Below are 14578 nucleotides of genomic sequence, written 5' to 3'. Positions count from 1 at the left end.
GCATGACGAAGTATTTTGGCACTGACGGGGTTCGAGGTATCGCAAATCAGGAGCTGAGTCCGGAGCTCGCGTTTCGGCTGGGGCGCTGCGGCGGGTACGTACTGACTGAGCACGCGAAGGACACGGCAAAAAAGCCCTTGGTGCTGGTCGCTCGCGATACCCGTGCATCTGGTGAAATGCTGGCCGAATCCTTAATCTCCGGCCTGCTGTCAGTAGGCATTGAGGTGCTGTCACTAGGCGTCATCACGACGCCTGCAGTGGCGTATCTGATCAAGGTGCAAAGCGCCGACGCCGGCATTCAGATTTCCGCCAGTCACAACCCGGCAGAAGACAATGGCATCAAATTCTTCGGCCCGGATGGCTACAAGCTGTCAGATGAAACCGAAGATGAGATCGAAGCCTTGCTGGATGCCCCGGAGGATACCTTGCCGCGCCCGGCGGCCGAGGGTCTAGGCCACGTCAATGACTATCCTGAAGGCGCACTCAAGTATACGCAGTTTCTCGAGCAGACCTTGTCAGATGATTTGACCGGGATTCACGTCATACTGGATGCGGCGAACGGGGCCACGAGCGCTTTGGTGGCGCGTCTGTTTGCTGATCTGGACACGGAGTTTGACACCATGGCGACTCATCCTGACGGCATCAATATCAATAAGGGCGTTGGCTCGACGCATCCGGAAGCACTGGCCAAGTTTGTGGTCGAAAAAGGGGCCCAAGTCGGGCTGGCTTTCGATGGTGATGGTGATCGGTGCATTGCGGTGGATGAAAATGGCCAGATCGTTGACGGCGACAAGATCATGTTCATTTTGGGCAGCTACATGAAGGCCCAGGGTCGGCTTAAGCAGGACACGGTCGTGACCACGGTCATGTCCAACCTGGGGATGTACAAAGCGCTTGAAGCAAACGGCATGAAGTCGGTTCAGACCGCAGTTGGCGACCGGCATGTGTCCGAGGAGATGCGGGCGCACGGGTACAACATTGGCGGCGAGCAAAGCGGCCACGTGATCTTGTTCGATTACCACAACACCGGGGATGGCATGCTCACCGGCATTCAGCTGCTGAATGTGATGAAGAAAACGGGCAAGCCGCTGTCCGAACTGGCTGCGCCGGTGCACACTTACCCGCAAAAGCTGGTCAACGTTAAAGTTTCGGACAAGAATAACTGGCAACAGTACCCTGCGATCCAGGCCGCAATTGATACGGTCGAAAAAGAGATGGCCGGCGACGGCCGCGTGCTGGTTCGGCCAAGTGGGACCGAACCGCTGCTCCGGGTGATGGCAGAAGCTAAAACTACAGACCTGGTCAATCAGTATGTCGATCAGATTGTCGCCGTCGTCAAAAGCGAAATGGGCGGCGAAGCGTAAAGTATTTAATCAGGCCCTTGGCTCAGTGATTACCGAGCCAAGGGTCTTTTTTTGAGGTTATTTGCTATACCAATCTTATTAATAATCCCTATACCACCAGACGTTTTTGTTGACAGTATCCAGACACAGCACTATATTTGGACATAAATCATATGAACCAATATTCAGAAAATGGTTTATACCAATAAAATGAAACGGATGTGGGATTATGTGCGGAATTGTCGGTGTCGTTGGTAAGGAAAATGCCCCGGAGGTCTTGCTCAAGGGCCTGGAAAAGCTGGAGTACCGCGGGTATGACTCGGCCGGTCTCTACGTGAACGACGGTCAAGGCCACGATCACCTCGTCAAGCGGGTGGGGCGGATTAGCCAACTGGTGGCCGCCGTCGGGCCCGAGGTGCAGGGGACCATGGGCATTGGCCATACGCGTTGGGCGACAAACGGCAAGCCGACGATTGAAAACGCGCACCCGCACGTCTCAAACGATGAGCGGTTCTACCTGGTGCACAATGGCGTGATCACGAACGCTGCGGCCTTGCGGGCCAAGTATCTCGGCGACGTGCCCTTCGCCGGTCAGACGGACACCGAGGTGGTGGTCCAGCTGGTGGCCTTTTTTGCCCGCGAAGGACTGAGTGCCAAGGCCGCCTTTGCCAAAACACTGAGCCTGCTTGAAGGCTCCTATGCGTTCTGCCTCGCAGATCGCACGGATGCCGATCACCTGTATGTGGCCAAGAACAAGAGTCCACTGCTGGTTGGCAAGGGGCAAGGCTTCAATGTCGTCGCCTCAGATGCCTTGGCGATGCTTCAGGAAACCGATCAGTTCATCGAGCTCAATGATGGTGAACTCGTCACGCTCACTGCCGATGACATCGCGATTGAAAATGCGGCCGGCGAGCGTCTGGACCGGGCGCCAATCACCGTCAGCATCGACGCGGCTGACGCGGAGAAGGGCACTTTCCCGTTTTACATGCTCAAGGAAGTTTCCGAGCAGCCGGCCGTGATGCGGCGCTTGATTAGCCGGTACGTCGACCAAGCCGGCGCCCCGCAGTTCGATCAGGCGATGCTCAAGGCGCTAGCCTCAGCAGATCGGCTTTACATTGTCGCGGCCGGCACCAGCTATCATGCCGGGCTGGTGGGGCAAAGCCTGTTTGAGCAGCTCGCCAAGGTGCCAACGGAGGCTTACCTTGCCTCTGAGTTTGGCTATCACCAGCCGCTGCTGTCAGCCAAACCGATGTTCATTTTTCTCACGCAAAGCGGCGAGACCGCGGATATTCGGCAGGTGCTGGTGAATGTCAAGCAGGCAGGCTACCCGTCATTGACCTTAACCAATGTGATCACCTCAACTCTGGCGCGTGAGGCAGACTATGCCGTTGAGTTGGCGGCCGGGCCGGAAATCGCCGTTGCCTCGACCAAGGCGTACACGGCACAAGTGGCCGTTGAGGCGCTGCTGGCCAAGGCGTTGGGCATGGTGAAACAGGTCCCAGCAGCGGCCGCGTTCGACGTCGCCCACCAGCTCAGCCTGGCCGCGACCGGCCAGCAGGCGCTGATCGACCAGCAGGAGCAGCTTCATCTGCTAGCCACAGACATGTTCGGTAACACCCGCAACGCCTTTTTCATTGGGCGTGGCACCGATTACTTTGTGAGCCTGGAAGCGGCGCTGAAACTGAAGGAAATCTCTTACGTGCAGGCTGAAGGGTTTGCGGCAGGGGAGCTGAAGCACGGCACGATTGCCTTGATCGAGCAAGAGACGCCGGTGGTCGCCTTCATCACCGATCCGGTGACGGCGGCTCGCACGCGCAGCAACGCCGAGGAGGTTGAAGCGCGCGGCGCCAAGGTGCTACGGATTGCTTCCGCCAGCTTGGCCGAACCGGGCGATCAGGTGATCGTCGATGACCTCGATCCGCTGCTGACACCGCTTCTGACCATCATTCCCGGGCAGCTGCTGGCCTACTTTACCAGCCTGGACCGCGGTTATGACGTCGACCGGCCGCGCAATCTGGCCAAGTCGGTGACCGTCGAATAATCAACCAAAAAGTCCCCATCATCAGCCTGCGCAAGTGCGCAAGCAGGTGATGGGGACCTTTTTTCTGCCATTCATGTGGTGTTAGCCGATGAAGTTGTGGCTCTGCAGGGCGGTTTCGGAGTAGTCATCCGCCGGGCCGTAGCCGTGGCTCAGGAGGTCGTTGATGTACAGCCGATTGTAGATGAATGAGAACACTAGGCCGACCAGCGCCCCACCAAAGCCGAGCGTCGGCACGCCCAAGATGATCGTGATGGCCAGAAGAATGAAGAACCATTTCCAGTCGCCGCGAATCAGCGGGACGAACAGCCCAAAGAAGAACATTGTCCACGAAAAGCCGATTTTGGCCTGCTTGATCTGCCGCGTGGCCGGATTTATCAGATTGATTTTCATATGATTGCCCCACCCCCAAGTTTGATGACATGATGTCTGCGCTAATTATAGCGAACTGTGGCGGCTATAGATAGAAAAGATGGCGGCGTCAATTTTGTTGGTGCTTGGCGGCCGCGAGCACTGGCCGTCAGCCGCGTTTTGATGTGATAAACTGATGGCAGCGGAGGGATGTCGATGGTCAAAAAATACAACTGGCTGTGGCTCGATCTGGTCGTGATGATTGGTTTGTTCATCAGTTCCAGTATGCCGTATCACGCTCAGAGCCTCGTGCCCGAGCTGAACACACTGCTGCCGGCGCATTCAGGCTGGGCGTTTTTGAATCACATCGATTTTTACTGGGCGGCGCAGCACGTTTCGATTCAGGCCATGGGATTGTCTGGACTGGTTGAGTTTTTCCTGCGTAAGCTGGCCCATTTTGGGAGCTTTTTTCTCTTTGGCCTGGCGGCTTTTCTGGGGCTGCGAGACTGGGTCAAGCCGCGGTGGCTGAGACTGGTGTTGACCCTGTTCAGCAGTACTGGGGTCGCGGCCTTTGATGAGTTTCACCAGATGCTGACGGCCGACCGCACGCCGCTGTTTCAGGACGTGATGCTGGATACAGTCGGGGCGCTGCTCGGAATCCTGGTCGCACTGCTGGTTGCCAGTCGGCGCCGTCAGCACAAGAAGCGCGCCGCGACGCGTTGAATAGCCCCTGTTTTTTTGCTATACTCAATAGCGTTTATGTCCATACTAATTTTTCGAAAAGAGGGTTTAAGATGTCAGGACATTCCAAGTGGCACAACATCCAGGGCCGGAAGAACGCTCAGGATGCCAAGCGCGGTAAAATTTTCCAAAAAATCTCCCGTGAGCTTTTCATGGCAGCAAAGCAAGGTGGTTCTGACCCAGACAACAACCCGTCGCTGCGGTTGGTCATGGATAAAGCCCGGGCTGCCAACATGCCCAAGGACAATATCAAGCGCGCGTTAGATAAAGCCGAGGGTGGCGACACCACTCAGTATGATGAAGTCCAATACGAAGGTTACGGCCCGGCTGGCATCGGTGTGTTGGTCGAAGCGCTGACTGATAACAAGAACCGCACCAGCTCCGATGTGCGCGTGGCGATTACCCGTCACGGCGGCACCATGGCTGGCGCCGGCGCGGTTTCATATATGTTTAATCGTAAAGGCTACTTTGTGATCGATCGCGAAGGGCTGGACGTTGATGAGGATCAAATGCTCGAGGCTGTTCTTGAAGCCGGAGCGGAAGATTTGCAGACTTCAGACGACGAGTTTGAAATTTACACCGACCCTAAAGATTTCGCCGCTGTGCGCGATGCGCTTGAGTCCCAAGGCTTCCATTTCACGACTTCCGAGCTGACGATGGTTCCGGAAAACACGGTGCCGATTCCAGAGGACAAGCTTGAGACCTTCCAGAACATGATTGATGCGCTGGAAGATAACGACGACGTGCAAAACGTCTACACCTCGGCCAAGTGGCCCGATGAAGATCCCGCCAACTAAGGCAATTTGAGTCAAATGCGATTCATGCACCCCTCAACTTCTGAGGGGTGTTTTTGTGTCCCTAGCGAAATCTTTTGGCGAGGTGAGAAAGATGGAGGCTGGACTGCTTGAGATATTTGAAAAGGCGCGCGCCGCACTGGCCAGTGATGTTTATTTTCTGCCCAAACCCACTGGCGTGACTGTGCTGATCCGAACGGCAACCGGCTGGGGCGAGGCTACGGTTCGGACGCTTGGGGAAGGGGCCAGCTGGATCAGGGCGTTGAAGTATGACGCCGGGATGAACGTTGCCGAAACCAGAAGACCGCAGCTCGGGGCGCTGCCGTTGGCGCAGCTTGGCATCACGCTGCGACTCAGTACAGTGGGCGACTACACGAATCAGGAGGCACTCGTCGCACGGCTGATCTACGGCGTACCAGGCCTAGACGAATGGACCGCCCCGATTGTCGAAGACTTGGTCGATCGGTTGAATCAGCAGCGGATGCTTGCGCTGTGTGGCCCGACCGGCAGCGGCAAGACGACGCTCCTGTATCAGGTGGCGACGGCGCTGGGGCAGGCGCGCATGGTGATGACGATCGAGGACCCGGTGGAAATCGCCGCCCCGGCGTTTTTGCAGCTGCAGGTGAATCCCGAGGCGGGAATGAGCTACGCCAGTTTACTGAAGGCAGCGCTGCGGAAGCGGCCCGATGTGCTGGTGATCGGCGAGATCCGGGATTTTGAAACGGCGCAGGCGGCGTGTGAGGCCGCAATTTCCGGGCATGTGGTGCTGACGACGGTGCACGCGAAGCAGGCGGCGCAGGTGCCGCTGCGGTTGACTGCGCTTGGGGTGGCCAGGCCGCTGGTGCAGGCGGCGCTGCGCATGAGCGCGGATGTGCACCTGGAAAGCGACCCAGTGGTCCACCCGGTGGTTTCGGTGCTGGTGCACGAGGAGGCAGCAAATGACTAAGCGGCGGTTAGCCTTGGCCACTCAACTGGCCGTTTGTGAACAACTCAGTCAGGAATTGTCCGCTGGGTTTTCACTGCGCCAGGCCCTGACATTGATCACATTGACCTTCAAGGAGCAAGCCGCATTGTGGCGGCTGCTGGACGAGCGACTCGCGGCGGGCAACGGTCTGGGCGAAAGCCTAGCCGAGCTTCACTTTCATCCTCAAATTATCGCGCAGCTAAGGCTGGCGGAGCACCACGGCCACCTGGCAAGCGCGCTTCACGATGCCGCGGCACTGGTGCGGGTGCAGACGACTAGCCGCCACAAACTCAGACAGCTCATGGTGTATCCGGTGCTTTTACTTGGTCTGCTGGGAGTCATCCAGACAGTGTTGTTGGTGGGGGTCTTGCCAATGCTGGGCGGCACTCACGCGAGCTTCGTCCGCACGGAGCTGATTGGCGGCGGTGTGCTGGCCATGCTGTTGGGCGGTGGGTTCGTTGCTCTTCGCCGGCTGACCCCGGTCGGGCGCGCCGGCCTGTTTCAGCGCGTGCCGGTCATTCGAGTGCTGGCAATCGAATACTATCAGTATCAATTTGTCAGCGGTCTGGCGCAGTATCTAGGGGCCGGTCTGCCGTTGGTCAGTTACTTTGAGGCGCTTAGTGAGGACGCGGCCAATCCCTTGGTCCCGGTAGGCTTGATGGTGCAAGCCCGCTTGACTGCAGGGGAGTCGATCGAGTCAGCACTGAATCATCGCCTGATTTTTCCCCCGGCGCGGGAACTGCTGCTGATGGGTCAGCCGCAAGCTCTCGTGGAGGCGGGGATGGCGCTGTTTGCCCAGCAGCTGTTGGCGCGATTTGAAGAGCGCATTGAGCGCTGGCTGGCGATGGTGCAACCGGTGATGTTTATTTTGATCGGACTGCAAATCGTCATGATGTATCGAGAATTATTGCTACCGCTTTACGACAATTTAGGAGGATTGCCATGAAGAAACGCAAGGCGTTTACCTTGATCGAGGTGCTGGCAGCATTGGCGCTGATTATTGTGCTGACGTTGACGTTAGTGGTCACGATCCAAGGACAGGTTGAACAGGCGAAGGTGCGTCAAAGCCGGGCAATGGTCGAAACCGTCAACGCGCAAATCACGATTGCGTACGAGCAGCCTGACAGCGACAAAACCGAGTTTCGGAGTGTTGAAGCTTTGGTGCAGGCCGGAATCATTACTAGGGCTCAAAGCAGTCAGCTGGGAGACGTGGCCAATTACTCGGCGGACTCGCCACCAGGATTTAAGCTCAAATGAGACGCGCATTTACAATGGTTGAGGTGCTGCTGGCACTAAGCATTTTCATCATGATGAGTGCCGGCGTGATGGTGGTCGGTCGCGGCCTGGTGATCCGCGAGCGCGAGGAGCAGTTTTTGGCTCAGGTCGTCGACGGGTGGGACCAACTCCGCCAGCACGTCAGACAGGGCGACGGGCAAGGATGGATGACCATTACGACTCAGCGCGTGAGGTTTCAGGAGCAAGGCGCACTCGGTGCAGGTGATTATTTCATTGCGCTGCCAGATTCGCTGTCGCTGTCCCCCATTGGGGTGTTAACAGCCAGCGGACTCAAGACTTCCAAGGTGCAGTACAAATTTTTTGCGAGTGGGGCCGTCGACAGTGGCACCATCGTATTTCGCCGAGGCAATGGCAAGTATGTGAGGCTGGTGGTCATGATGCAGTGGGGGGTGATGGTACGCAAGAACGAATGAGAAAGGCGAGTGTGTTGGCGGAGCACCTGGGCGCGCTGATCGTCACCGCCATTTTGGTGAGCTGGTTGACCCTGCTGGCCCATCAGTATCAGGTGCAGGTGATGCCAGTGCGGCAGGCAGTGGCGGTTCGCTATGCCGCTCGCACCGCGCTGGCGGCCCATCCCGGTACTGGTGAAACGACGGTGTGGTTTGGAAAAGAGACCTACGCGGTCGCAATCAAGGCCGATGGGGTGGAGGTGCGGCAAACGGATGGACAAAAATTCTGGTTTCCATTCAGCGATGACGCTCGCTGAGGTGCTGGTGGCCTTGGCGCTGATGAGTGGCTTGCTGCTGATCTGGCGGCCGGTACTGGGTGCGGTGCGTCAGCTGCCCAATCTAAATCAAGAGGTGGCCATGCTGCAAATGGCGAACACGCTCACCCCGTACATGGCCAAAAGGGCTGAATTCAAAACTGTCATGCCGACTTCTTTATACTATAACGTGCCGGACCGCGACCCAACTCCCGTGACCGGTGGCGTTCAATATCAGCACCTCAAACTAGAGGTTCGGCGCACCGCTTCTGGATCCTACCTTCAAGGGTCAGGGACCGAGAGTGGCCCCGGCACCACACCGCTGATTTATGGGGTGGCCAAGATTCGGTTGACTGACATTGGTCCGGGCAGCGTGCGTTATGAGTTGTTTATGCTCAGCGGCGCCCGCCTGACAGGAGTGCTCAATGATAAAACGACGCGCTAGTGCACTACTGAGTGCTATCATGCTGCTGCTTTTGGTGACGCTTGTCAGCACTGCCGCGTTGCGGCAGTTTGCCAGCTGGCGAGTCACCTATACCCGGCAGCTGCAGCTCGAAGAGCAAGCGTTCACTGCAGCATACGAAAAATGGAAGCGGACCCAATCCCCGGAATCCGGGGGTGAAGTTGTGCAGCCCTGAACATTATCAGCTTGAATAAGCCCCCCTGCATCGGTAGAATGGTTTTGTACGATTATAAGGGGGCAACAGCGTGGCCAACGAGCACATGGAAACACTGTATCAGGCACTGGATCAAGCAACCAGCCTGCTGCATAAGCAGGTCAAGACTAGTTACTTTGAGGCGGCAACAGAGGCGGGTGAGGACCTGCTTGCCGGCACGATCACCGTTCAAGACGGCGTGCCGGATCAGGGGACCGTCAGCAAGCTGACCGCCATTTTTGATCCTCTGGATCTGACCACTTTTACCGCCGAGGAATGCCGGCAGGCGTTGCAGCTGGTCCTGGTCAAAGCCATTCAAATCGATGCTATCGAACCGAATAAGCAAGTGACGCCGGATGCGATGGCCGAGCTGGCAACCTTTATTGCCAGTGTCTTCCTGCAGCCGGTTCCTGAGGCGCTCACCGTTGCCGATTTGGCGGTGGGGACGGGGAACTTGCTGTTTGCAGTGATGAATCAGCTGAAAACAGCCCTGAATGTTAAGGTCAAAGGCGTGGGTGTCGATAACGACGAGACGCTGCTGGCGTTTGCGGGAATGAGCAGCCAGATGCAACACCAAGATGTTGAGCTGCTGCACGAGGACGCACTGGGGCCGCTTGCGACCCACGATGCGGCGCTTGTCGTGTCCGACCTGCCAGTGGGCTTTTACCCGCTTGATGAGCGAGCTAAGCAATTTGCCACTGCGGCCAAAAGCGGGCACTCGTATGCGCACCACCTGTTGATCGAGCAGAGCCTGCGGGCGCTGAAAGCTGGCGGCCTCGGGCTATTTTTCGTACCGAGCACGGTGTTCCAGTCGAGTGAGGCAGAAGGCTTGACGGCCTGGCTGACGGCCAGTGCCCACTTTCAAGGCTTGCTCAACTTGCCGCAGTCGCTGTTTGCCAAGGCTTCGGCGCAAAAGTCGCTGTTGATCCTGCAAAAGCCAGGAGCCGGAACTAAGCAGGCCAAGCAAGTGCTGATCGGGTCGTTCCCTGAGCTTACCGATCGGGATGCATTCAGTAAATTCATCGACTCAGTGCACAGCTGGGCCGCTCAAAATCTAGCGTAGGAGAGATGTTCAAATGCCAAAAATTTTAGCCATTAATGCCGGTAGCTCAACTCTGAAGTGGAAACTGTTCAACATGCCTGAAGAAAAAGTCATCGCCGAGGGCATGGTCGACCGCATGGGGCTGCCGAATTCCGAATTTAAGGTCAAGTACGGCGACGGCCAGAAGTACGTGGTCAACCAGGACATTCCCACCGCGGACATGGCCGTGGATATGCTGCTCAAGGCGCTGCTGGACCTGAAAATCATCAGCGACTACCAGGAGATCCAGGGCGTCGGCCACCGCATTGTCGCGGGGGGCGAACGCTTCAAGGAGTCGGAGAAGCTCGACGAGAAGTCTTTGAAGGAAGTTGAAGCCCTTTCCGAATACGCGCCGCTCCATAATCCAGCGGAAGCAGAAGGGGTGCGCGCCTTTATGAAGCTGCTGCCCGGCGTGCCGGAAGTTGGCGTGTTTGATACCTCTTTCCACACGACGATGCCAAAGATGAATTACCTGTACTCCATTAAGCCGGAATACTACGAAAAATTCGGCGCCCGCAAGTACGGCGCGCACGGCACCAGTCACCGCTACGTGTCCCACCGCGCTGCTGAACTCTTGGGCAAGCCGCTGGAAGACCTGCGAATGGTCACCATGCACTTGGGCTCCGGCGTGTCGATCACGGCGGAAAAAGACGGCAAGTCCTTTGATACCTCGATGGGCTTCACGCCACTGGCTGGGGTGACCATGAGTACCCGCAGCGGCGACATCGACGCCTCACTGGTGGCGTTTTTGATGCAAAAACTCAACATCACCGATCCCGAAAAGATGATCGATATCTTGAACAAGGAGTCGGGAATCTACGCGCTGTCAGGTCTGTCCCCGGATATGCGTGAGCTTGAAAAGACCCGCGATACCCGCCCGGCTTCGCAGCTGGCCATCGACATCTTTGCTAACCGAATCATCAAGTACGTCGCCGGTTACATCGCCGAAATGGGCGGTGTTGATGCCCTGGTCTTTACCGCTGGCATGGGCGAAGGCGACATCGTGATGCGCAAGCGGATCATCGATGGGCTTGCTGTCTTTGGCGCCAAGATCGACGACGAGCGCAACAACGTCATGGCTAAGGAACGCCTGATTTCCAGTGACGATTCCAAGGTTAAGGTGCTGTTGGTGCCAACCAACGAAGAGCTGATGATTGCCCGCGACGTGGTGCGCCTCGGCAAGTAGACAAAGCGGCCCCTGTGGCCGTTTTTTTGAATGGGGGAGCCCAATGACGATTTTTAGTTATGTCTATCTCGCGGTGTTTGTGATCGCCGCCGCGGTGCTGGTCTACGTGCGGACGCAGCTGGTGTTCACGGCCCGGCCCAACCGCTTTTTCCAGTGGTTTTACTGGGCGGCCGCGGTGATGATCGGTATTTTCACGGTGCTGACTAGTCGCACGCCAGCCGACTACATCAGCGGCTTCTTCATCACCGGGATGTTGGGACTGTTCGGCTTTTGGCGCAATGGCGTGACCGCCGATTCCCTGATCACGCGAATTGGGGCGGTCCGCGGGCTGAATACGCTGACGGCGCTTCATCTCACGGTGCTGCCGACGGGGTTGACCGAGGTGGCGCCAATGGTCGGCAGCGTGACGATTGCCAAGCTGCGTTTGTCGCAGTCCCCGGCAGTCCTCAAGGCATTTTTGGATAAAAGAATGGATCCCGCGCGGGTCATCATTGATGAGTGAGATAATTTCATCAAATAATTAAGAAAATGAATACAGCCGCGGTCTCATCGCGTTGAGGCCGCGGCTTTTGTGTGAAACCGGCATGCTTGACTTTGAATGGCGGTAAATCGGCTATTACAATGGAACTACTATGTCGGAGGGAAGTTCATGCAAGCCAAACCAGAACAAGAGCTATCACGCAGTTTAAAAGGGCGCCACGTTCAGCTGATCGCGATCGGGGGCACCATCGGGACGGGCCTGTTTCTTGGAGCGGGCCAGTCGATTCACGTCGCCGGGCCTTCGATCCTTTTGGCGTATCTGATTGCCGGGCTCGTGTGCTTCCTGATGATGCGTGCGATGGGCGAGCTATTGATGTCCGATCTGTCGCAGCATTCGTTCGTCGACTTCATCAAGCGTTACCTTGGCGCGCGCGCGGGGTTTGTTGTGGGGTGGACTTACTGGATCTGCTGGCTGGCGATCGCGATGGCAGAAGTCACGGCGATTGGGCTGTACATTCGGTTCTGGTTCCCGAGCTTGCCGCAGTGGTTGCCGGGGCTAATCGCGCTGGTAATCTTGCTGCTAATGAACCTGATTTCGGTTGGCGTATTCGGTGAAACCGAGTTTTGGTTTGCCCTGATCAAAGTGGGGGCCATCATCGGGCTGATTATTATCGGCTGCTGGATGATCGCGACCCATTATCCGACTGCCAGCGGGCACGCTGCTGTGTCCAATTTGGTCAATTACGGCGGCTTTTTCCCCAAAGGCGTGCGCGGGTTTTTAGCGTCGTTTCAGATGGTGACGTTTAGTTTTGCGGGCATCGAAATGGTCGGCATGACCGCTGGGGAGACGGCCAACCCGAAAAAGGTGATTCCTGAGGCCATCAATGAGTTGCCGGTGCGGGTGATCCTGTTTTATCTGGGTGCGCTGGCGGTGATCATGTGTATCTATCCGTGGTCTGCGGTGTCACCGGACTCGAGCCCCTTTGTTCAGGTGTTCAGTAATGTGGGCATCAGGGCCGCCGCTGACATCATTAACTTCGTGGTTCTCACGGCCGCGGCGTCGGCCTGCAACTCCAGCCTCTTCACCACCGGGCGGATGCTGTTCTCGCTGACCATTGGCACCAAAAACCGAGTCCTAAAGCCGTTTGGACGGTTGTCCCGGCGGCAGGTGCCGGCCAATGCGATCCTGGGCTCGGCGGCTTTGATCGCCATCGCAGTGCTGCTCAATGTTTTCCTCCCCAGTGCCGTGTTCACGCTGATTTCAAGTGTCGCAACGACCAGTTTCCTGTTCGTGTGGGGGATGATCATCCTGGCGCACATCCGTTATCGCCGGCAAAATCCGCACGCGCAAGGATATGTGGCGCCGTTTTATCCGGTAGGCGATTATTTGGTCTTGCTGTTCTTTATCGCAGTTGCTATTATCATGCTTATGTCTAAAACGACTGCGATTCCGGCGCTGCTTGCCGCGGCCTGGGTGATGCTCGTCACCTTTGGCCGGGTCTGGCACGACCGGCACGAACAGAAAGGATCATTGCATGGCTGACCATAACACTCAAGACGAACTTGCCCGCAACCTCTCCGCTCGGCACATCCAGCTGATGGCCATCGGCGGCACAATCGGCACCGGCCTTTTCCTGGGGGCGGGCCAATCCATTCACGTCGCCGGTCCGGCGCTTATTTTTTCCTACCTGCTGGCCGGCGTGATGTGTTTTTTCCTGCTTCGAGCGCTGGGGGAACTGCTGCTGGCCGATTCCGGTGACCGGTCGTTTCTCGATCTCATTCGGCATCACCTGGGGCCTCGAGCCGCTTTCGTCACCGGCTGGACTTATTGGTTTTGCTGGGTCGCGATCGCGATGGCGCAGGTCACGGCGATTGGGGTCTACATCCGCTTCTGGTGGCCAAGCCTACCGCAGTGGCTGCCGGCGCTGGTTGCACTGGTGCTGCTGCTGGCAGTCAACTTGAGCGCGGTGGGGTCGTTTGGCGAGTTCGAGTTTTGGTTTTCGATGATCAAAGTCGTCGCGATTGGGGCCTTGATTGTCATTGGCGCATTCATGATTTTTGGCCACGCGCCAACCACTGCAGGCGCAGCAAGTCTTGCCAACTTGACCAGCCACGGTGGCCTTTTTCCCAAAGGGCTGTGGGGCTTCATGCTGTCCTTTCAAATGGTGGCTTTCTCCTTCACCAGCATCGAGCAGGTGGGGCTAACGGCCGCCGAGACCCATGATCCGAAGCACACACTGCCGCGGGTGCTCAATTCGCTGCCTGTGTTGGTCATTGTGCTGTACGTCGGTGCGTTGATTGTCCTAATGAGTATATTTCCGTGGTCAAAAGTTGCGGCAAACGGCAGCCCGTTTGTGCAAGTGTTCAATAGTCTGCACATTCCCGCCGCGGCCAGCATTGTCAACTTCGTGGTGCTGACAGCCGCTGGTTCGGCCTGCATGGCGGCAATATACAGTGCCGGGCGTTTGTTGTTTGAACTCAGCATCACCCGACCACGGCTGCATGCACTGGCCAAACTGTCAAGGCGCCAGGTCCCGGTGCGCAGTTTGCTGGTCAGCAGTGGGGTCATCGCCGTCGCAGTGGCACTGAACGCCGTGCTGCCGGCCTCTGTGTTCACCCTTGTCACAAGCGTTGCCACAGTCTGTTTCCTGTTTGTTTGGATGATGATCATTATCGCCCATTTGCGGCATAAGAAACGTCACCCCGAACGCGGGCTGTTCTCGGCGCCGCTGTTCCCACTTGGTGATTGGTATGTCCTGGCCTTTTTAGGCTTTGTCTTCGTGGTGATGTTTTTCAGCCGGGACACTGCCATCGCCACTGCCGCGGCCCTGGCCTTGCTGCTGGCGCTCTCAGTGCTGGCCCAGTTGCAGCATCCAAAGAAGTCGTGAGTAAGTAAGTGAAAACGCACCGTTAGCGCGGGTGATAAGCAAATTTGCTTATCGGCG

At 57.2% G+C, this 14578-nt stretch carries 17 protein-coding genes; 16 read left to right on the top strand and 1 reads right to left on the bottom strand.

The annotated features are described in order from the left end of the window. The first annotated feature begins 2 nt into the window (after positions 1 to 2). Both glmM and glmS read left to right on the top strand, forming a co-directional pair. Positions 3 to 1364: a phosphoglucosamine mutase gene (gene glmM, locus JUF21_RS00230; protein ID WP_203662449.1), complete on the top strand. Its 1362-nt coding sequence runs from the start codon at positions 3 to 5 to the stop codon at positions 1362 to 1364. Between the two features lie 208 nt (positions 1365 to 1572). Next, positions 1573 to 3384, top strand: coding sequence for a glutamine--fructose-6-phosphate transaminase (isomerizing) (gene glmS, locus JUF21_RS00225; RefSeq protein WP_203623185.1), 1812 nt, complete (start codon positions 1573 to 1575; stop codon positions 3382 to 3384). Between the two features lie 81 nt (positions 3385 to 3465). Here the strand turns inward: glmS and JUF21_RS00220 are convergent, their stop codons facing one another. Continuing rightward, on the bottom strand, positions 3466 to 3774 hold the full coding sequence (locus JUF21_RS00220; protein ID WP_203623184.1) for a DUF2628 domain-containing protein: 309 nt from the start codon (positions 3772 to 3774) through the stop codon (positions 3466 to 3468). A 174-nt stretch (positions 3775 to 3948) separates the two neighbouring features. On the opposite strand from JUF21_RS00220, the gene JUF21_RS00215 reads away from it, so the two are divergent. The 14 genes from JUF21_RS00215 to JUF21_RS00150 all read left to right on the top strand — a co-directional run bounded on the left by JUF21_RS00215 (position 3949) and on the right by JUF21_RS00150 (position 14521). Then, the gene (locus JUF21_RS00215) at positions 3949 to 4455 is read left to right on the top strand and encodes a VanZ family protein (protein ID WP_239061414.1); all 507 of its coding nucleotides are present in this window, start codon (positions 3949 to 3951) and stop codon (positions 4453 to 4455) included. A 71-nt stretch (positions 4456 to 4526) separates the two neighbouring features. Beyond that, a complete protein-coding gene (locus tag JUF21_RS00210; protein ID WP_125756533.1) occupies positions 4527 to 5270 on the top strand; it encodes a YebC/PmpR family DNA-binding transcriptional regulator in 744 nt (247 codons plus the stop codon). A gap of 91 nt (positions 5271 to 5361) precedes the next feature. Continuing rightward, on the top strand, positions 5362 to 6213 hold the full coding sequence (locus JUF21_RS00205) for an ATPase, T2SS/T4P/T4SS family (protein WP_203623181.1): 852 nt from the start codon (positions 5362 to 5364) through the stop codon (positions 6211 to 6213). Then, positions 6206 to 7177 (top strand): type II secretion system F family protein, encoded by a 972-nt coding sequence (locus JUF21_RS00200; protein WP_203623180.1) that lies wholly within the window; start codon positions 6206 to 6208, stop codon positions 7175 to 7177. The genes JUF21_RS00205 and JUF21_RS00200 overlap by 8 nt, the downstream gene beginning before the upstream one ends. Then, positions 7174 to 7488 carry a type II secretion system protein gene (locus JUF21_RS00195; protein ID WP_203623179.1) on the top strand — a complete coding sequence of 105 codons (315 nt, stop codon included), beginning with the start codon at positions 7174 to 7176 and terminating at the stop codon, positions 7486 to 7488. Before JUF21_RS00200 ends, JUF21_RS00195 begins: the two co-directional genes overlap by 4 nt. Beyond that, a complete protein-coding gene (locus JUF21_RS00190) occupies positions 7485 to 7940 on the top strand; it encodes a type II secretion system protein (RefSeq protein WP_125756540.1) in 456 nt (151 codons plus the stop codon). Before JUF21_RS00195 ends, JUF21_RS00190 begins: the two co-directional genes overlap by 4 nt. Continuing rightward, positions 7937 to 8233 carry a hypothetical protein gene (locus JUF21_RS00185; RefSeq protein ID WP_125756542.1) on the top strand — a complete coding sequence of 99 codons (297 nt, stop codon included), beginning with the start codon at positions 7937 to 7939 and terminating at the stop codon, positions 8231 to 8233. Before JUF21_RS00190 ends, JUF21_RS00185 begins: the two co-directional genes overlap by 4 nt. Beyond that, positions 8190 to 8675 carry a hypothetical protein gene (locus JUF21_RS00180; protein ID WP_203623178.1) on the top strand — a complete coding sequence of 162 codons (486 nt, stop codon included), beginning with the start codon at positions 8190 to 8192 and terminating at the stop codon, positions 8673 to 8675. Before JUF21_RS00185 ends, JUF21_RS00180 begins: the two co-directional genes overlap by 44 nt. Then, complete coding sequence (locus JUF21_RS00175) at positions 8656 to 8868, top strand: hypothetical protein (RefSeq protein ID WP_125756546.1); 213 nt, start codon at positions 8656 to 8658, stop codon at positions 8866 to 8868. Before JUF21_RS00180 ends, JUF21_RS00175 begins: the two co-directional genes overlap by 20 nt. A gap of 70 nt (positions 8869 to 8938) precedes the next feature. Beyond that, complete coding sequence (locus JUF21_RS00170; protein ID WP_203623177.1) at positions 8939 to 9949, top strand: class I SAM-dependent methyltransferase; 1011 nt, start codon at positions 8939 to 8941, stop codon at positions 9947 to 9949. 13 nt (positions 9950 to 9962) lie between these two features. Next, positions 9963 to 11153, top strand: coding sequence for an acetate/propionate family kinase (locus tag JUF21_RS00165; RefSeq protein WP_125756550.1), 1191 nt, complete (start codon positions 9963 to 9965; stop codon positions 11151 to 11153). Positions 11154 to 11196: 43 nt separating this feature from the next. Further along, positions 11197 to 11655: a hypothetical protein gene (locus JUF21_RS00160; RefSeq protein ID WP_203623176.1), complete on the top strand. Its 459-nt coding sequence runs from the start codon at positions 11197 to 11199 to the stop codon at positions 11653 to 11655. Positions 11656 to 11802: 147 nt separating this feature from the next. Beyond that, positions 11803 to 13176, top strand: coding sequence for an amino acid permease (locus JUF21_RS00155; RefSeq protein WP_203662446.1), 1374 nt, complete (start codon positions 11803 to 11805; stop codon positions 13174 to 13176). Continuing rightward, positions 13169 to 14521: an amino acid permease gene (locus JUF21_RS00150; protein ID WP_203662444.1), complete on the top strand. Its 1353-nt coding sequence runs from the start codon at positions 13169 to 13171 to the stop codon at positions 14519 to 14521. The genes JUF21_RS00155 and JUF21_RS00150 overlap by 8 nt, the downstream gene beginning before the upstream one ends. The last annotated feature ends 57 nt before the right edge of the window (positions 14522 to 14578 follow it).

Origin of the sequence: Lacticaseibacillus sp. 53-4, assembly GCF_016861805.1 — a bacterium.
Taxonomy (GTDB): Bacteria; Bacillota; Bacilli; order Lactobacillales; family Lactobacillaceae; genus Lacticaseibacillus.
Note: the sequence above shows the minus strand (reverse complement) of the source record. Positions and strands in the feature narration are given on the sequence as shown.